The sequence below is a fragment of the Amycolatopsis sp. NPDC051045 genome, assembly GCF_040682955.1.
Taxonomy (GTDB): Bacteria; Actinomycetota; Actinomycetes; order Mycobacteriales; family Pseudonocardiaceae; genus Amycolatopsis.
Genome location: NZ_JBFBCC010000007.1, coordinates 137,987 through 156,164, shown reverse-complemented (window position 1 = coordinate 156,164; position 18,178 = coordinate 137,987). Strand labels below are relative to the sequence as shown.

Annotated in this window: 15 protein-coding genes; 5 read left to right on the top strand and 10 right to left on the bottom strand. The window is 75.4% G+C overall.

The genetic code is table 11. The features are described 5' to 3' along the window. Positions 1-112: 112 nt before the first annotated feature. Together AB0M80_RS18895 and AB0M80_RS18890 are read right to left on the bottom strand one after the other, a co-directional pair. Complete coding sequence (locus AB0M80_RS18895; protein ID WP_364566071.1) at positions 113-883, bottom strand: SDR family oxidoreductase; 771 nt, start codon at positions 881-883, stop codon at positions 113-115. Continuing rightward, on the bottom strand, positions 880-1,632 hold the full coding sequence (locus AB0M80_RS18890) for an SDR family oxidoreductase (protein WP_364566068.1): 753 nt from the start codon (positions 1,630-1,632) through the stop codon (positions 880-882). Before AB0M80_RS18890 ends, AB0M80_RS18895 begins: the two co-directional genes overlap by 4 nt. 178 nt (positions 1,633-1,810) lie before the next feature. Between AB0M80_RS18890 and AB0M80_RS18885 the strand changes: the two genes are divergently transcribed. Continuing rightward, the gene (locus tag AB0M80_RS18885; RefSeq protein WP_364566065.1) at positions 1,811-2,623 is read left to right on the top strand and encodes a hypothetical protein; all 813 of its coding nucleotides are present in this window, start codon (positions 1,811-1,813) and stop codon (positions 2,621-2,623) included. A gap of 6 nt (positions 2,624-2,629) precedes the next feature. On the opposite strand, the gene AB0M80_RS18880 is transcribed toward AB0M80_RS18885, so the two are convergent. Then, positions 2,630-3,592 (bottom strand): zinc-binding dehydrogenase, encoded by a 963-nt coding sequence (locus AB0M80_RS18880; protein ID WP_364566063.1) that lies wholly within the window; start codon positions 3,590-3,592, stop codon positions 2,630-2,632. A gap of 89 nt (positions 3,593-3,681) precedes the next feature. Beyond that, the gene (locus tag AB0M80_RS18875; protein WP_364566060.1) at positions 3,682-4,560 is read right to left on the bottom strand and encodes an alpha/beta fold hydrolase; all 879 of its coding nucleotides are present in this window, start codon (positions 4,558-4,560) and stop codon (positions 3,682-3,684) included. Between the two features lie 55 nt (positions 4,561-4,615). Here AB0M80_RS18875 and AB0M80_RS18870 point away from each other — a divergent pair, with 55 nt between their 5' ends. Beyond that, the gene (locus AB0M80_RS18870; RefSeq protein WP_364566642.1) at positions 4,616-5,224 is read left to right on the top strand and encodes an SGNH/GDSL hydrolase family protein; all 609 of its coding nucleotides are present in this window, start codon (positions 4,616-4,618) and stop codon (positions 5,222-5,224) included. Between the two features lie 7 nt (positions 5,225-5,231). Here AB0M80_RS18870 and AB0M80_RS18865 read toward each other — a convergent pair whose 3' ends face one another. The 6 genes from AB0M80_RS18865 to AB0M80_RS18840 are packed head-to-tail and all read right to left on the bottom strand — an operon-like array spanning position 5,232 to position 12,925. Further along, positions 5,232-6,110 carry a hypothetical protein gene (locus AB0M80_RS18865; RefSeq protein ID WP_364566057.1) on the bottom strand — a complete coding sequence of 293 codons (879 nt, stop codon included), beginning with the start codon at positions 6,108-6,110 and terminating at the stop codon, positions 5,232-5,234. Between the two features lie 55 nt (positions 6,111-6,165). Next, positions 6,166-6,978 carry a DUF3592 domain-containing protein gene (locus AB0M80_RS18860; RefSeq protein WP_364566054.1) on the bottom strand — a complete coding sequence of 271 codons (813 nt, stop codon included), beginning with the start codon at positions 6,976-6,978 and terminating at the stop codon, positions 6,166-6,168. Between the two features lie 9 nt (positions 6,979-6,987). Continuing rightward, complete coding sequence (locus tag AB0M80_RS18855; RefSeq protein ID WP_364566051.1) at positions 6,988-7,515, bottom strand: hypothetical protein; 528 nt, start codon at positions 7,513-7,515, stop codon at positions 6,988-6,990. Between the two features lie 52 nt (positions 7,516-7,567). Then, on the bottom strand, positions 7,568-10,597 hold the full coding sequence (locus AB0M80_RS18850) for a hypothetical protein (protein WP_364566048.1): 3,030 nt from the start codon (positions 10,595-10,597) through the stop codon (positions 7,568-7,570). 1 nt (position 10,598) lies between these two features. After that, positions 10,599-11,621: a hypothetical protein gene (locus AB0M80_RS18845; RefSeq protein ID WP_364566045.1), complete on the bottom strand. Its 1,023-nt coding sequence runs from the start codon at positions 11,619-11,621 to the stop codon at positions 10,599-10,601. Then, positions 11,618-12,925 carry a hypothetical protein gene (locus tag AB0M80_RS18840; RefSeq protein ID WP_364566042.1) on the bottom strand — a complete coding sequence of 436 codons (1,308 nt, stop codon included), beginning with the start codon at positions 12,923-12,925 and terminating at the stop codon, positions 11,618-11,620. Before AB0M80_RS18840 ends, AB0M80_RS18845 begins: the two co-directional genes overlap by 4 nt. A 272-nt stretch (positions 12,926-13,197) precedes the next feature. Here AB0M80_RS18840 and AB0M80_RS18835 point away from each other — a divergent pair, with 272 nt between their 5' ends. From AB0M80_RS18835 to AB0M80_RS18825, 3 genes are all read left to right on the top strand, one after another. Continuing rightward, entirely contained in the window at positions 13,198-13,560 is a 363-nt protein-coding gene (locus AB0M80_RS18835; protein ID WP_364566039.1) for a hypothetical protein, read from the top strand. A 179-nt stretch (positions 13,561-13,739) separates the two neighbouring features. Further along, positions 13,740-14,882 (top strand): cytochrome P450, encoded by a 1,143-nt coding sequence (locus AB0M80_RS18830; RefSeq protein WP_364566036.1) that lies wholly within the window; start codon positions 13,740-13,742, stop codon positions 14,880-14,882. Between the two features lie 65 nt (positions 14,883-14,947). Further along, positions 14,948-18,160 carry a BTAD domain-containing putative transcriptional regulator gene (locus tag AB0M80_RS18825; protein WP_364566033.1) on the top strand — a complete coding sequence of 1,071 codons (3,213 nt, stop codon included), beginning with the start codon at positions 14,948-14,950 and terminating at the stop codon, positions 18,158-18,160. Positions 18,161-18,178: the final 18 nt, after the last annotated feature.

The window sequence follows — 18,178 nt, the reverse complement described above, 5'->3', positions numbered from 1 at the left end:
GACCTGAACAGTCACCGGCCGCAGGCAGTACGGTTGGCGGCGGTTGCGCCACCTTCTCCGGCCCGCCCTACGCTCGGCCGGCTCCCGCGCCGGTCAACCTCGGGCTGCCGGTTCACAGCTCTCCGACGGCCTCCTCGACCTTGCGCTGCAGCTTGTTCATCCCGCCGAGCCACCGGTCGGTGTCGGTGGCGCGCGCCGCGTAATAGCCCGCGACCTCGGGGTGGGGCAGCACCAGGAACCGCTTCTCCTCGATCGCCGCGAACAGCGCGTCCGCCACCTGCTCCGGCTCGATCGCCGACGCGCCCATCAGCAGCTGGCCCGCGGTGCCGGTGCTCTCCAGCATCGCCGTGCGCACGCCCTGCGGGCAGATCGCCTGCACGGTGATGCCGCGGTGGCGGTAGGTCGCCGACAGCCATTCGGCGAACGCCAGCGCGCCGTGTTTGGTCACCGAGTACGGCGCCGAACCGAGGCTGGTCAGCAGGCCGGCGGCGGACACCGTCGCGACGAAGTGGCCCTGGCCGCGCTCGAGCCACGCCGGCAGCAGCAGGTTCGCCGCGCGGACGTGCGCCATGACGTTGACCTCCCAGGTGCGCGCCCACACCTCCTCGCCGCTTTCCGCGCCGCCGAAGGGCGCGATCCCCGCGTTGGCGCAGAAGACGTCGATCTCGCCGAGCGTCCCGCGTGCACTGTCGATCAGCTTCGCGACGCCTTCGACGCTCGCGACGTCACCCGCGAACGCCGTCCCGCCGACTTCGGCCGCCACTTCCGTGGCCTTGTCGCCGTCGAGGTCGGCCACGACGACCTGGGCACCGCCGGCGGCGAAGCGGCGGGCCAGCGCGGCGCCGATGCCCCCGCCGCCCCCGGTGACGACGACGCCGGTCACAGGCCACCGCCCAGGGTCACGCCGCCGTCGAGGACCACGGTCTGCCCGGTGACCCAGCCCGCGTCGTCGGACAGCAGGAACGCCACCGCGCCGGCGATGTCGGACGGCACGCCGAGCCGCTTCATCGGGTACGCCGAAGCGACCTCCTCCTCGCGGCCCTCGTACAGCGCGGTCGCGAACTTCGTCTTGACCACGGCCGGCGCGACGGCGTTGACGCGGATCTTCGGCCCCAGCTCGGCCCCGAGCTCGACGGTCAACCGGATCAGCGCGGCCTTGCTGACGCCGTACATGCCGATGCCCGGCGAAGCGCGGAGGCCGGCGACGGAGGCGACGTTGACGACGGCGCCACCGTGTTCGCCCATCCACGCGTCGCGGGCGCGCTTGGTCCAGCCCAGCGGCGCGAGCACGTTGACGCCGAGGATCTTCGCCGCCGCGGCGGGGTCGACGTCCAGCGTCGGGCCGTAGACGGGATTGATGGCGGTGTTGTTGACCAGGTAGTCGAGCCGGCCGAAGGTCTCGATCGTCTTGGCGACCGTCTCGTCCTGGTGCTCGGTGTCGTCGGCCTTGCCGGCCACGAACATGGCGACGTCCGGGCCGCCGAGGGAGTTGACGGCCTCTTCCAGCGCCTCCGGCTTGCGCGCGGTGAGGCACACCTTGGCGCCCCGCTCGACGAGCGTCTTCGCGATCCCGAGGCCGATGCCCCGGCTGGCCCCGGTGACGATCGCGACGCGATCCTTGAACGAGTTCACGGCAGTGTGTCTCCTTCGGGTGTGGTGCCCGGCACATACCAAGCAGTCGGTCAGTGGCCATTATGCGCGATGCGGCCGCGGTCTCAAGGCGGACACACGTCACACCCGGCGCCACGATGATGTCCGGAACGTGACCTTCTCCCGATAGCTTCCCCGATCACCACACCGAGGGGGCTCCATGCGGAAGACCGGCCTGATCATCGGCGCGGCGGCACTGGCCTTGACCGCGTGCGACCCCGGTCCCGGCAGCGCCCCGTCGTCGGCCCCCGCGACGCTCACCGCGCCGGTCACCGACGTCGCGCAGCTCGTGGCGGCCGCGCGCGCCGGGATCGGCGAGGCGCCGTCCGCCGTCTTCACCACGGCCGCGGTGTTCGGCTCCACCACCAAGGACGTCACCGGCTCACTGAGTTTCGACGGCAGCACGAGCAGTTTGACGGTGGTGGTCGACGGAGCCGAGCTGCGCGTGATCGGCAAGAAGACCTTCACCCACGCTCCGGCGGGCGTGCCCGGGAAGGAGTGGGTCGGCACCGACCCGGACAGCGCCGACCCGATCGCCCAGGCGGCCGGCGCGGCGGTTCCGGTCATCGCGAAGCTGCCCGACCTCGGCCGGGCCCTGGTGGAGATCGAGCGGACCGGCCGGATCGTGTCGGCGGAGCAGGCCAGGCTCGGCGACCTGCCGGTCAACCACTACCGCCTCGAGCTCGACACCGCGAAGGCGCCGGATCTGTTCCTCGAGTTCGCGGAGCCGCCGATGGACAACAGGCCGGCCAAGCCGGTCACCGCCAAGCTCCCCGCCGAGCTGTGGCTCGACGCGGCGCGGCGTCCCGCGCGCTTCACCATCGACATGTCCTCCGGGTTCCCGCAGGGCGCGCTCACCCCGGCCACGGGCACGACCGACTACCGCGACTGGGGCCGGCCGGTGGACATCCAGCCCCCGCCCGCCGACCAGGTCGTCGACCTTTCGGAACTGATGAAGAAGATGGGCACCTGACGCGGTTCACCGCACCCGGAGCACGAGCTTGCCGGTCGTCGAACCGGATTCGATGCGGCGGTGCGCCGTCACCGCGTCCTCCAGTGGCAACGATTCGACGTCGACGCGCAGGGTGCCGTCCGCGACGGCCGTGACGGCGCGGCGCAGCGCCCGGCGCACCGTTTCCGGTGCGACGGCGGAAAACGCGGCGAGGTTGAACCCGGACACGGTCTTGTTCGTGAACCACAGCTCGTTGGCCGGGATGCCGACGTCTTCGGCGCCCGAAGCGTTGCCCATGACCACCAGCCGCCCCATCGGGGCCAGCCGGTCCAGGCTCGCGCGGCGGGCCGGCCCCCCGACCATGTCCACCACGACGTCGAACTCGCCGGTGCCCTCCACCTCGTCGCGCAGGACGACCTCGTCGTACCCGAACGCCTTCGCGGCGGCGATCTTGGCTTCGCTCCCGACGGTGCCGACGACCCGGCCGGCCCCGAGCAGGCGGGCGACCTGCCCCAGCTGGCTGCCCACCCCGCCGGCGGCGGCGTGCACCAGCACGCGTTCGCCGCGCTTCAGCCCGGCCACGCGCTCCAGGACGAGGAAAGCGGTGGTGCTGTTGGACGGCACCGCGGCCGCCACCTCCGGCTCGAGGTCGCGCAGCGGAGCGACGAGGCCGGCGGAAGTGGTGACGACCGCGGCGTAGCCCCCGCTCGCCACGATCGTCAACGCGGCGACCGGCTCCCCCACCGACAAACCGGTCACGCCTTCGCCCAGCGCGCGGATCCGCCCGGAGACCTCGATGCCGGGGACGAAGGGCAGCGGGACGTCCACGACGCCCTGCCGGTAGAGGACCTCGGCGAAGTTGGCGCCGGCGTAGGCGACGTCGATCGAGACCTCGCCGGGCCCGGGCTCCGGGATCGCCACGGAACCGAGCCGCAGCACCTCCGCCGGGCCGAACTCCGGGATGGTGACCGCCTTCATGCTGTTCGTCATGGCGTCGAGCTTGCCGCCGCCGCGAGCGACGAGGCAGGCCCGGTCGTGCCTGGGTCCGCCAGGACCAGGCAGCGCCGCCGAGGCCCGGCTCAGCGCGGAACCAGCGAGGTCACCGCCTCGACCAGCTCCCGGCCTTCGAGCAGGACCGGGTCGTTGTGGTCGGCGCCCGGGATCTCCACCAGCCGGGCCGACGCCGCGGCCGCCACCTCGCGGCTCTGGACCGGCGGGACGATCGAGTCCCGGCCGCCGACGACCACCACCACCGGCACGCGCAGGCGCGCGACCTGCTCCTTGACCGGGAACCGGTCGCGCAGCAGCAGGCGCACCGGCAGGTACGGGTAGATCTCCGCCCCCACCGCCGCGAGGTCGACGAACGGGGACCGCAGCAGCAGCCCCGCCGGCGGGTGCTCGAGGGCCAGCTCCGTCACGACGGCGCAGCCGAGGCTTTCGCCGTAGAAGACGATGCGCTCCGGCGGGATCCGCCGGTCCTCGGTCAGGAAGCGGTGGGCCGCGCGGACGTCGAGGGCCAGGCCGTCCTCGCTGGGGTCACCCGGATTGCCGCCGTACCCGCGGTAGTCGAACGCCAGCACGGCCAGTCCCGCCTGCGCGAGCTTCGCGACCAGCGGGGCCCGCCCCGCCCGGTTGCCGCCGTTGCCGCCGGCGACCAGCACCGTCGCCGCCGGCTCCCGGCCCCGCGGCCGGACGTACCAGGCGCCCAGCTCCAGCCCGTCGGCGGTGTGGAGGCGGACGTCCTCGGCAATCACTTCGGGGGTGCGGGTGGCGGAGTCCCCGCTCCGGGGCGCAGCCCCGGTGGTCACAGCGCCGGGCAGCACGCTCGCGGCGGCGGGCACCGGCGTGGGGTCGGGGAGGTAGATCAGCCGCCGCTGGACCGCCCAGACGGCGGCCAGCAGCAGCACCACGACCACGACGGCCACCAGCACCACCCGCACGAGCACAGTCCTGGTCAACGTGACCTCCACCCCGACGGGAAACAACGGCGACGTGGGCACGTTGTACCCCGTGATGCCTCCACCACTCGAATTCTGCGTCCTCGGTGACTCGCTGGCGGCCGGCGTCGGCAGCACCCGGGAGGACGACACCCTCGGCCGGCGGCTCACGCGCCGGCTGCGCGACGCGGGCCACACCGTGCGCCTGCGGAACTTCGGCGTGCCGGGGGCCCGCTCGGCCGACCTCGAACGCCAGGTCGGCGTCGCTCTCGGCGGGGGTGTGGACCTGGCGCTGATCGTGATCGGCGCGAACGACCTCGCCGGGTTCGTGTCCCCCGCGGTCGGCGCCCGGCAGCTGCACGACGCCGTGGCCCGGCTGGTCCGCGCCGGCACCCGGGTCATCGTGGTGCCGGCGCCCGATCTGGGGATCGTGGCGCGGGTGCCCGGGCCCTACCGGCAGCTGGTCTCCGCGGCCAGTGGCCACTACGCGCAGGCCCAGGCCGAAGCCGCCATCCGGGCAGGTGGGGCGGTGGCCACCGCCGGCCCCGAACTCGCCGCCCGCTTCGCCGCCGAGCCGGGCTTGTTCTCCGCCGACCGGTTCCACCCCTCCTCGGCCGGCTACGCCGTGATCGCCGAAGGCCTGGCGCCGCACGTGCTGGCCGCCGCCGCGCACCTCGCCGCCTGAGCACACCTCATCGAGGCGGCACGACGAGCGAGGCGCTGCCGGCGGGCCCGGTCACGGTGACGCGGACGGTGACGGCCCCACCGGCCTGGACGACCGTGAGCTGCCAGGCCCGCGGCCACCCGACGTCGAGGGTCTTCGTGGCCTGCCCGACGAGGTCGGGAACGAGGTCGGCCGGCCCCTCCGCACGACCGGCCGACGACTCGATGACCATGGACTCCGACGAGGACGTCGTGGACGTCACCGTGGTGGAGGAGGACGTTTGCGTCTCCTCCACCGGCGCCGGGGTGAACAGTTCGACGCGGAAAAGGGCGACGACGGCGGCGGCGCCGAGCAGCAGCCCGAGGAAGGCGGCGATCGAGAACGCGCGCCCTTCCGGCGGCGGCTGGACCAGAGCGGACCCGGGTGCGGGCTCCACGACCGCGCCGGTCATCCGGCGCTGCCACTCCGGCGCCGGGTGCGGGACGACGCGGGCCCGCCACGGCCGGTCCGGCGGGTACTCGACCACGAGGAGATCACCCGGCCGGTGGCGCGCAAGGTCGATCAGGTTGACGTGGTGGGTGACCTGGACGCGGAACGCCGGTGCTCCGTCGGGCGCGACCGTGAGGAGGAACTCGACCGGGACATCCCCCGTTTCGGTGCCGCCGGCGCGCAGGCTTTCGACCCGCGCGAGCGCGAGGCGGGGAACGACCGCCGCCTCGCGGGCACGTCGCGGCATGCCCGCGACGAACACCAGGGCGATGTAAGCGAGCGGAAGGCCCAGGCCGGTCAGGAACAGCGGGACCTTCTCGATGATGATGCCGGCGACGAGGGCGCTCAGCGCCGCGCCGGCGACACCGCCGGTGAGGAACCCGCGGGCGAGCGAGGCCGGCACGGGGTGGCGGGGCACGGGGTGATGGGGCACGGGGTGATGGGGGTCAGTGGACATGGAGGCGCTCCCGGCGCTAGAAGGGCGACTCCGCCGGATCCGGTTCCACCAGCACGGCTTCCGGGTCCTGCGGGTCGTAGCGAACCTGCACCGCCGAGCCGCGGGACGGGGCCTGGAACAGGGACGTGACCAGGGTCGTCACGACCGTGCGCTCCCCCGTCTCCGCCGGGAACCGGACGTGGACGACGAACCGCGGGTGCCCCATGACCCAGACGTTCGTGAACTCGACGTGCGTGACGAAGCCGGTCACCTGACGGCCGTGGTGGCGCAGTGCCTGCACGCGGTCGTCCGCCTCCGCCTCGGTGAGGAAGGCCCGCAGCAGCACCACGATCAGCACCAGGGCCACCAGCGCGGACACCGCCGGCACCAGGTACGGCTCGGCGTAGACGACCCAGTCCACATCGGACCACGGCTCGGCCCGGCCGCCGGGGCCCGGCAGCCGCTGCCCCACCGACTCCGGCGGCGTCCACGACGGGATGGCCAGGCCGCTGCCCAGCGCCACGCCGAGGGCCGTGGTCAGGGAGCTCGCCCGGAAGCCGACGCTCATCCGGTCCAGTGACAGGCCCGCGGCAAACAACATCGCGAAGCCGAGCGAAGACGCCACTGTGATCGCCAGGCTGAAGAACAGCACGAGTGAAACCACCGGGCCCGCGTCGGCCCCCCACGCGTCGACGCGGTTCAGCGACATCATCCGGAAACCGTCCAGCAGCCCGAGTGCCCCGGACCAGCCCGTCGCCGCCCACGCGAGCGTCGTCGGCACGCCGAGCAGCCACAGCCGCCCCCCGCGGCGGCCCGGCCGCGGGTCTCCCGGCAGACGGAAGGCGAACACCCCGCCCCCCTAGGCGATCGGGCCGAACACGGCGACCTTCGCCGGGTCGGCCGGGTCGACGCGGGCCTCGTGCCGGGTGCCGGGCGCGTACTGCTGGATCGTCGCCAGCGGCGTGATCAGCGGGGTGACCGTCCGGTAGGTGGTGCCGTCGGCGCGGGTGACCTCCAGCGTCGCGGTGTACCGGGCCTGCCCGGCGACCGCCCGGTCGGTCGGCTCCAGGGCCCGGACCACCAGGGTGGCCGGCTCCCCGGTGTCGTACAGGCGCCGCAGTTCCGCGCCGTAAGCCTGCAATTCCCGCTGCTGGCGCAGCTGCTCCTCGGGCGGCAGCGCCAGGAACGCCGCCGTATCGGGGTCGGCGTTCATGGTCCGGAACGCCTGCGCGGCCAGCTGCGGCGTCGGCAGCTGCGGGGTGATGTCGTACCCCTGGGCCGCGGCCGCCCGCCGGAACTGCTCCGCGTGCTGCTGGAACTCCTGTGCGCCGCGAGCCGCGCCCTGGCGAGTCGCTTCGTCGACCTTGTCGCGGATCTTCTTGAACATCGGTCCTGCCTTTCGCTGTGCGGTGTGCACACAGCTTCGGCGGGGCGCGCTGCTACCGAACCCAGGTTTGCCCGTCGTCGGAAGCATCGAGGCAGGTCAGGGCGGCCCAGAAGGCGGGCGAGCGGGCCGGTTCCGGCCGTTCGCGCCACCGGGCGAGCCGGGTGCGCTGCCACGCGCACAGCTCGCTGACCGGGTCGTCGCCGTCGAGGGCGGTGTCGACGGCGATCACCAGTTCGGCCATCGGGTCCGCACCGGGCACCGCCGCCGACGTCGGCAGCGCCCACCCGGTCGCGGCCACCAGCCGTGCTCCGGCCGCGACGGCGGCGAGCAGCACGCCGAACGGCTCGGGCAGGCCGAAGTCGCTCGCGCTGGCGCAGCCGATCAGCGCCATCCGGGCCGGCATCGCGTCCACTGCGGACAGCGCGAGATCGGCGGCGGTGAACGGCCGGTGGTCCCCGATCGGCTCGGCCGTGCCGGGCAGCCCGGCCGGGCAGGACAGGTGCAGCGCGGTCTGCGCGCCGTGTTCGTCGCGCACGCGGCTGACGTGCCCGACGAACACCAGCCGCGAGCACGGCTCGGCCAGCAGCCGGGCGAGCAGCCGCCGGTCGGTGTCGGTGCGGCGGACCAGGTCGAGCCCGCGCGCGGCGGCCGGGCGGACGGGACCGGCGGCGAGCTGCGCGTCGAGGTGGCGGATCAGCGGCGACGCCGGGTCCTGCTTGCCGAGCACGGACCCCAGCTCGCCGAACGCGCTCTGGCCGGGGATCCGCGGGTCGAGCAGGTACCCGGGCGGCCCGGGCTCGGACGGCGGGCGGCGCGGGATGCCGGCGGGCGCGAGCAGGGAGACGTCGGCGACGTCGAGCACGCGGTCGTCACCGTCGAAGCAGGTGCCTTCCTCGCCGGGTTCGAGCGCGCGGTCCGGCCGCCGGTCGGGCAGGGCGAGCAGTCCCCACGGCACCGCGGCGAGGCTCGGCGACGGCTGCACCCGCAGCAGCGGACGCCGTCCGCCGGCGGCCGCGGCGTCCCGCAGCCGCGTGACGAGGTCGGCGGGCAGCAGGTTGAGGGCGAGGATCCGGGCCAGGCGTTGTTCGCCGGCGAAGCTGCCGAAGGCGTCGTCGCCCAACGCGCGCCGGACGGCGTCGGCGGCGCTCTCGCCTTCGCGCGGGGTCGGCGAGGCGTCGGCCAGGACCTCGCCAGCCGTCGCGACGAGGGCGGCGTCGACCGGGTGGGTGTGGACGGTGTCGAGGTCGGCGGTGGTCCGCCAGCTGAGGTAGGTGTGGCCGGCGTCGGCGTAGCGCAGGAGGAACGTCTCGCGCCCGGATTCGGCGGCCGGCCAGGTCGTCACGGTTTCGGCGGCCGGGCGGGGCAAGCCGTACCGCTCGGTGGCGAGCTCGAGCCAGCGGTCGAGTTCCATGGGCGAGCCGGGAGACCAGCGCAGGGCGGGCGGCGGGGCGAGCCGGAGCGGGAGCGACGCGGTGACCGTGCCCAGCGCGGCCAGCGGCAGCCCGTCGGCGGGCGGTGCCGCTTCGGGAGCCGGGAGTGTGCCGGTCAGGTCGAGCGAGGGGGCCCCGGCCCCGGTGTACGCCCCGACCGCGCAGGTGCGCTCGATCAGTTCGGCGGCCAGCCGCGGCTGGTTCAGCCGGGCCAGCACCGCCATCAGCAGCTCGGTCGCCGGGCCCGCGACGTCGCGGGCCCAGGCCGTGCGCGCCCGCGGCGACGCGAACTCGAACCGGTAGTCCGCCGCCGCCAGCGCCACCGGGAGCAGCAGGTCCAGCACCGCCGGGAAATCGTCACCGCGGGCGAAGCCGATCGTGGCCGCCACGAAGTCCGTGTGCAGGCGCTCGATCCACTCCCCGGACGCTCGCGCCGACTCCCGGGCGCGGGTCACGTGCTCCTCCGCCGCCGCCCAGTCGCCCTCCGCCGCGGCGCAGCGGGCCAGCGCGACGTCCAGCCGCCGCAGGCCCGGGGCGTCCCCGTTGGCCGTCCGGAGCTCGCCCGCGTGCTCGAACTGGTCACGAGCCTGCCGGACATCGCCGGTGAGCAGCAGCAGCGTGCCCAGCGCGTGGCTCGCTTCCGCCACGTCGCCGGTCGCGCCCGCCGCCGCGAGTTCGTCGCGGGCGGCGACGATCGCCGCGACCGCGCCCGGGAGGTCACCGCTCAGCGCCCGGTCCGCCGCCAGGTCGATGGCGAACTTCGCGGCCGCCGGCCGGCCTTCGTGCCCGGCGCCGAGCCGGACCAGGTCCGCCCGCGCGTCGGCGTCCTCGCCGCCGGCCTGGCGGAGGCGGGCGCGTTCGGCGCGCGCCATCGCCTGCAGCGACCCGACCTGCTCGCGGACCTCGTCGACGTCCGCGAGGGCGGCCAGCGCCGTGAGGATCTTCTCCAGCTCGGTCAGCGCGCCGGCCGGGTCTCCCGCGGCCACCTGGACGCGCACCTCGAGGATGCGCAGCTCCAGCTCGTCGGCGCCGTGGGGATCGAGCAGCTCGCGCGGGTACTGCGCCGGCCCGGCCGCCTTCCGCAGCGCCGCCCGGTGCCGCTGCCCGGCGATCAGCTCCCGGGCCCGCGAAACCGCACCCTCCTCTGTGGACAGAGAAATCAGGACACGATCGGCGACCTCGCGGGATCCCTCGATCATCCGCAGTTCGGCGTACTGTCCGAAATGGACAGCGGCGGCCGAGCTCACCGGGAAAGCGGCCAGCACGGCTTCGGCACACTGCCGGGCGTTGCGCAGGTCTCCGGCCGCATAGCAGACGGTGGCCAGATCGGAGAGGGCGGCCAAGGCGAGATCGGCGCGGTCGAGCTGCTGCGCGAGCTGCCGCATCCGGGCGTACTCCCGGTGCGCGCCGGCGAAGTCCCGCGCCACGGCGAGCCGCTTGGCCTCGCCCTGGCTGCCGGAGGCTTCGCCGAGCAGTCGCCGGTACTCGGTTTCGGTCAGCGAACAGGCGGGCGTAGCGCCGTACGGCGCCGGGTCGAGGCCGAAGTGCCCGGCGACGCACCGGCAGTTGTACCCGTGCGAACTCGCCCCCGCCAGCTCGGCCGGCAGCGGCCGATCGGGCGGGTGCAGCGGCGGCGGCAGGCCGACGAGCACGTCAGAACTCCTCTTCGGCGGACGCGGCCGCCGCGCGCTCGGCCAGCGTCCGGGCCTCCGGTGGCAGCGTCTCGCGCGCCCGCACGAGCGCCACCACCGCCGCCCGGTCTTCCGGTGTCGTCTCGTGGACGCTCCCGGCCGTCACGCCGACCACGAGTCCGATGTGGACATCCGCTCCGGCGCCGGCCAGGTCGGCGGCGCCGGTGAACCGTCCGGCACCCAGGCCGAGGGGAACCTCCGCGACAACCTCGCCGTCGCGGGTCGCGAACGCGGTGAGGGCCGCGTCGGCGAAGGCTCCCGCGACTTCGACCTCGAGCCGGGTGGCGGCCGGGGCGGCGACGATCCGCCAGGTCACCGTGTCCTCCGCGGCGTCGAGGACGCCCGGCGGCACGCGGGCCCAGTCGACGCTCGCCCGGCCTTGGGCCACGACCCCGGGTCCGGCCACCGGCGTCTCGGTACCCGCGGCCAAGGCGTACGCCCGCTGCCCCGGCGTGACGGCGGCCGCCAGCGCGGCCGCGGCTTCGGCGCGCACGACGTCGTCCTGGTCGTCGAACCACGCCGACAACCTCAGGCACAGTTCGCGCACCTCCTCGGCGACGGCTGTCGTGACCACGCCCTCGGCGGCGGCGTCGAACAGCTCCGCCGGCGTGGCTTCGAAGCCGTCGAGCAGGCCTTCGGCCACGGTCTCGACGGCCGCGGTGGCGACGGCGGCTTCGAGGTCCAGCAGCGCCGGGTCCAGCGGGGGCACGCCGAGCACCGGGCTCGCGGGCCACCACCGGCGGCCCCACAGCAGCAGCGCGAGAGTGGCCAGTTCCGGCCGGGCGGGCACGTCGACTTGGCCGGCCGCGAGGGCCTCCAGCGCGCGCTCGGCGCCGACCAGCCGCGTCAGCCACGGTTCCGCGGCCGCCGCGTCGGTGAGTTCGACCCGCATCGAGCCGGGCGCACCGGCGAGCAGGCCGGCCAGTGCGAACCGGACGAGCCCGCCGTCCGCCGCGACGACGGGGTGGTGCACCGGGTGCGTCACGACACCGCCTCCAGGTCCGGCAGCCGGGCCACGAGCGCGCGGCGCACCTTCGTCCGCAGGTCCAGCGAGGTCGAGCGGACGACGCCGGAGACGAGATCGCGGACGTCCGCGGCGCCGGCCGGGAGGTCGGCGCGGACGTCGAAGCCGTGCAGCCGGATCCACAGCCGGCCCAGGAACTGCCGGGCGAATTCCCGCAGCTCGCGCACGAGGCCGGGGTCGGGGCGCGGGGTGAGCGGCGTGGTGCCGGCCAGCGCCCGGCGGGCGTGCAGCACGTAACCCTCGCGGGCGATCCGGGCGTTGAGCTCCCGCGCGAAGCCGGGCGCGCTGCCGGGTGCGTCGCCGTCGAGCGGCCGGAGCGCGGGCGCGAGGACGACGCCGAGCGCGAAGCAGGTGGCCAGGGCGGGCCGGCCGAGCCCGAACCCGGCGGCGACCCGGGCGAGCTCGTCGGCGACGAGCCCGGCGACGGGTTCCCGCTCGTCGGCGGGCAGCCGGCGCAGGGTGGCGCGCACCCGCCGTTCGACGCTGCGTTCGAGGAGTTCGGGGCCGGTTTCGTCGCTCCGGCGCAGGGGCGGGACGGCGGTGCGGTCCCCGCGCTGCAGGCCGAGGCCCGCCAAGCCGGGGACGGCCAAGGCGGCGGTCCCGCCGGGCCGGCGCAGCGCGAGCCCGAAGGCGTGCCCGGCGCCGGATTCCGCCAGCACCCGCCACGTGGCGTCGGCGAGATTCTCGGCGAATTCGCCGAGCAGCGCCACGGCGTCCGCCGGCGCGAGACCGGCGGCGGCCGCGGTGTGCCAGCGACGGTGGATTTCCGCGGTCAGGTCCGCCGCCACCCGCGGGTCGGCCAGGTAGGCGGTCAGCCGGGCGGCGCCGGCTTCCGAACCTTCGCCGTGCAGCTCGCGCAACGCCGACGCGGCCGTCTCCGGCGCGTCCGGGCCCGGCATGCCGAACCCCGTCGCCAGCTCGTAGGCCAAGGGGAAGCAGACGTCCTGGACGTCGCCCGCCGTGATGCGCAGGGCCCGGCGCTGCCGCTTGAGGTGCGTGAACCACGCGGCCGTCGCCCGCAGCCGGGCCGCGTCGGCCACCAGCAGCCCGGTCAGCTCCGCCGCGGCGGCGGGCTCCAGCAGCGGGCGGCCCAGCCGCGGCCGCGCCGCCGTGCGGACCACCAGCGGGTCGATGACCTTCTTGACGGTCCGGGTCAGCGGTCCGCCGTCGCCCGCCGACAGGACCTCGACCCCGGAGATCCGCGTCCACGCCTCGGCGAGGACCGCCGAGCGCAACCGGGGCTTGCCGGAACCCGTCACCCGCACCCCCCTCGCTCCCCCCGCACCTTACCGGGAACGGGCTTTTGCCCGGCTTTTACCGGCGCCCGGCAAGATCGGTTCCGCCAGGCGGTCGGTGTGAGGGGCTGGGGATCCGAAACCTCGCCGGCAGGGGGGACGTGCCGGTGGATGGGCACCGGTCGTCTGGCACCAGGGGGAACACGGGGGAACACTTTTCTCGCGTCGATCGCGACGCGCGCCGCGGGCTGGGGGCCCGCGGCGCCCGCCCCTTCCGTCACGACACGGGAAAGAGGGCAGACATGGATCGATTCGTGAAGCGGGCGGCCGTCGTGGGGGCGGTCGCCGCCAGTGCGCTCGCACTGGCCGCACCGGCCGCACTGGCCACCGAGCAGGGCGGCACCTCGAGGACCTGCCCGATCAGCGCCTGCCAGACGGACGAGGTCTGGTTCCCGGGCGGCACCCTTTCGGTCGATGCCGACGTGCACGGCAGCGGCCCGGCGGAGTGGATCGTCCGCAGCGACAACGGCGGCAACATCTGCCGCTCCGGGTTCGCCGCCGGGGACCCGCCGCGGTCCTGGATCTGCTCCAACGTGCCGGCCCAGTGGCTGTACGGCATCGTCTCCGGTCCCGCCGGTCCGTCGAACATCGGCCTCCGCTGGTAACACCCGTCGAGAGAAGGAGAACTCCATGAGGACGCTTCGCTTCTTCACCCGTTCCGTGGCCCGCAGCCTGCGGACCCGCGAACTGGGCGCCGCCTGGCGCTTCTACTACGAGATCTACTGAACACCACCGCGGCCGGGGTCACACCGACCCCGGCCGCGGCGTTTCCCGGGAGACCTCCGTGCGCCAAGCCGTCGCCGAACCCGGCACGTTCCTGACCGATCCGCTGACCGCCCTCGACCGGTGGGCCGGCGACGAGGTCCCGATCCGCCGGTTCGAACCGGGCCGGTACCTCGTGTCCGGCGCCGAGCTCGTCCGCACCGCGCTGGCCGGGACCACCACGCCGTTCGAGGCGAAAGCGGCGACCTTCGGCGCCGTCGCCGGGTGGGTGCCCGGCTCCGACCGCAGCCGCCCGGTCAACGCCGCGCTGGCGCGGGAACTGGACCGGGCCTGGCAGGCCGTGCCCGCCGAGCGGATCACCGCGGAGCTCCGGCGGTCCGCCGAAGCCGGGGAGGCGTGGCCAGGGGCGCTCTCGACGTGCTACCTGCGGCTCTTCGGCGAACAGCTCTTCCCCGGCCTGACCCCGCGAGCCCGGCAGGCGCTGCAGGACGCCCTCGCCGCGTCCGACGGGCTCGACCGGACGAACACGGCTTTGCGGCGGCTGCGGGGCCGGATCGCGCACAGCCGGGGCGACGCCGCGCTGCACCGCTGGGCGGCGGGGCGCGCCGAAGCCCTCCCGGAGGCACTGCGGGCCGCCCTCGGCTCGGCGGACGACGTGGCACTGGCCCTGCACGGGCTGGTCGGCGCGGTCTGCCGGGCCGCGGCGATGGTGCTCGCCTGGACCGTGCTGCTCGACCGGGGCTGGCGGCCCGGTACCCCGGCGGGCACCACGCTGCCGCCGGCGCGGGTGACCGAGCCCGCCGCGCACCGCGTCCGCGAAGCGCTGAGGCTGTGGCCGGTCGCCTGGCTGCTCTCGCGCAAGGTCACCGCGGCGACCGAGCTGGGCGGTGTCCCGCTGGTCCCGGGCGACCGGCTGTACCTGTGCACCTACCTGCTCCACCGCGACCCCGGCGTCTGGTCCGAGCCCGGCGAGTACCTCCCGTGCCGCTGGGCCGCCCCGCCCGAGGGCCACAAGGCCCGCTACCTCCCCTACGGCTTCGGCAGCGCCGCGTGCGTCGGCTCGCGGTTCGTGAACCAGGCGACGGCGCGGGTGCTCGACTGCGCCGGCGCCCTCGACGGCTTCGACCTGCGGATCATGGAGCCCGAGCCGGTGTTCGGCGCCCTGCTCGCCCCGCCCGTGGTGCGGCCCGCGCGGCCCGGCTGACCGATTCCCGCTACCCTCACCGACGGGAATGACCGGTTCGTCCGGTCAGCGGGGGGTGCGGAAGAGTGCTCAGCTTCGGGGTGCTGGGACCGTTGCAGGTCCAGCGGGACGGCGAAGCCGTCCCGGTCACCGGGCCCAAGGTGCGGGCCCTCCTGGCGGCGTTGCTGATGCGGGCGAACACGACGGTGTCACTCGACCGGCTCACCGAGCTGCTGTGGGGCGACGACCCACCGGACACGGCCCGCAAGAGCATCCAGGTGCACGCCGTCCGGCTGCGGCGGGCGCTCGGCGACGGCGTCGTCGAGACGCAGCCGACCGGTTACCTGCTGCGCGTGCCGCCCGGGCAGCACGACCTGCTGCGGTTCCGCGAGCTCACCGCCGCCGCGCGGGCCGAACCGCGCCCGGACGCCGAGCGCGAACTGCTCGCCGCCGCGCTCGCCTGCTGGCGCGGGCCGGTGCTCGCCGACGTCCCGGCCGAGGTGCTGAGCCGGGAGGACGTCGACCAGCCCGCCGAAGAACGCCTGCGGGCGCAGGAGCGCTACTTCGAGGTCAGCCTCGAGCTCGGCCGGTCCGGCGAAATCACCGACGAGCTGGCGCGGGTGACCCGCGAACACCCGTGGCGGGAAGCGTTCTGGGCGCTCTACCTGGAGGCCCTGCACCGTTCGGGCCGCCGCGCCGACGCCCTCGAGACCTACCGCGCGGTGCACCGGATGTTCACCGACGAGCTGGGGATCGGTCCCGGCGACCGGTTGCGGCGCGCGCATCGGGCCGTCCTCGCCGACGAGGCGCCCGAAGAACCACCCGGCGCCGCGCAACCGGAGTTCCGGCCGCGGCAGCTGCCGCCGGACGTCGCCACGCTCGTCGGCCGCGTCCGGCTCCTGTCCACTTTGGACGCATTCGTGGGGCCGGACCGGGTGCCCGGCACGCACCCGCCGATCGCGCTGCTCGTCGGACCGGCCGGCGTGGGCAAGACGACCGCCGCCGTGCACTGGGCGCACCGCGCCGCGCGGCACTTCCCGGACGGCCAGCTGTTCGCCGATCTCCAGGGCTACTCGACGGTCCCCGCGCTCGCGCAGCTGGCGGTGCTGACCCGGTTTTCGCACGCGCTCGGCGTCCGGCCCGGCCAGGTGCCGACCGAGCCGGCCGACGCCGCCGCGCTCTACCGCTCGGTGCTCGCCGACCGGCGCGTGCTGATCGTGCTGGACAACGTGGCCGGGCCGGAGCAGGTGCGCGCGCTGCTGCCCGGGAGCCCGGGCTGCGCGGTGCTGATCACCAGCCGCGACCGGCTCGGCGGCCTGGCCGCCACCGTGGACACCCGGCTCGTGGAACTGGCCGAGCTGCCGCCGGACGATTCGCTCGCGCTGCTGGCCTCGGTCGTCGGCGAGGAGCGGGTCGCCGCCGAGGACGCGGCCGCCCGCGAGCTGGTGCGGCTGTGCGCCGGGCTGCCGCTGGCGCTGCGGATCGTCGCGGCGAACCTCGCGCTGTGGCCGGACCGGTCCCTGCGCGGCTACCTCGCCGAGCTCGCCGGACCCGGCCTCGTCGAGCGGCTGGCCGTGCCCGGCGCCGAGCAGCTCGGCGTCCGGCGGGCCTTCGACCTGTCCTTCGAAGCCGTTTCCCCGGCGGCGGCCCGGGTCTTCCGCCTGCTCGGGCTGGTGCCGGGCGCCGACGTCGGCGTGGCGGGCGCGGCGGCCCTGGCCGGGGTGGACGCCCCGAGTGCCGGCCGGTTGCTGCGCGAACTGGCCGCGAGCCACCTGGTGCAGCCCCACGGCGACGACCGGTTCGGCCTGCACGACCTGCTCCGCGCCTACGCCGCCGGACGTGCCCGGGACGAACTGCCGCCCGCCGAGCGGGCGGACGCCCTCGACCGCCTCTTCGGGTACTACCTGCGCGCGGCGGCCCGCGCGGCGACCGCGCTCTACCCCGACCTGCAGCGGCTGCCCGACGCGCCCGAGGACGGCGAATCCGTCGAGCCCGCCGAAGCCCGCCGGTGGCTGCTGGCCGAGCACGGGAACGTCCTCTCCGCGATCCGGTGGACCGCCGGGGCGGACCAGGGGCCGTTCGCCTGGCGGGCGGCCGACCTGCTGCGCGGCTTCTTCCACTCGCACCGGCTCGACGCCGAGTGGCAGGCGGCCGCGACCGCCGGGCTGGCCGCCGCGCGGCGGGCCGGGGACGAGCGGGCGGCCGGGGCCATGCGGCACAGCCTCGGCGCGCTGGCCTGGAGCCGCGGCGACTACGAGACGGCGCTCGGGGAACTCGAAGCCGCCCAGGACTCCTACCGCGCCGCCGGTGCCCGCGAAGGCGCCGACTCGGTCCTGCACGCCCTCGGCGTCGTGCACCTCGACCTCGGCCGGCTCGACCGGGCGATCGAGCACTTCACCGCGGCGCTGGCGGGCACGCTGCGGCGCGGCGAGTCGATCCGGGCGGCGAACGGGCTGATCAACCTGGGCGCCGTGCTCATCGAACACGGCCGGCTCGCCGAAGGCATCGAGCACAACGAACGCGCGCTCGACCTCTGCCGCCGGCTCGGCTCACCGCACGCGGCGGCGATCGCGTTGTGCAACCTCGGGTACGGCTACCGCGTCTCGGGCGACCTCGCCCGCGCACGGGACGTGCTCACCGAGGCACTGGACAGCCTGCGGCAGCTGGGTTCCCGGGACGACGAGGCGGACGCGCTGGTCCGGCTCGCCGCGGTGCACCGGGTGACCGGCGACCTCACGCAGGCGTGGCCGGCGGCGCGGCTCGCGGTGACGGTGGCGCGCGAGGCGGGCAACCAGCGGTTCGAGGTGGACGCGCTCGGCGCGCTCGGCGACCTCCACCGCCAGACGGGTGCCACGGAGGCGGCACTGGCGGAGTACGCCGAAGCCCACCGGCTGGCCGAAAAGATCGGCTACCTCCGCGGCGGGATCACCACCCTGATCGGCTTGTCCACTGTGGACCCTTCCGACGCGGTCCGGCACGCCGGAACCGCGTTGCGCGAGGCCGGGCAGGGCGGCTTCCGCCTGCTGGCCGAGCAGGCCCGCACCGCACTGGCGTCGGCGTCCCTGACCGCGGGCGACCCGGCGGCCGCGGAAACCCTGGCGCTCCGCGCGATTTCCGGTTTCCGGGCCACCGGGCACCGGCTGGGCGAGGCGTACGCCTTCGTGGTGCTGGGCCAGGCGCGCCTGAGCTCGACCGGTCCCGACGCGGCCCGCGAATGCTGGCGTACGGCCGAGAAGGTACTGGCCACCGCCGGCGAGCGCCCGGTGCTGGCGGTGGTGCGGACCCTGCTGGCGCGGTAGCCATTTCCCTGGTGCAGT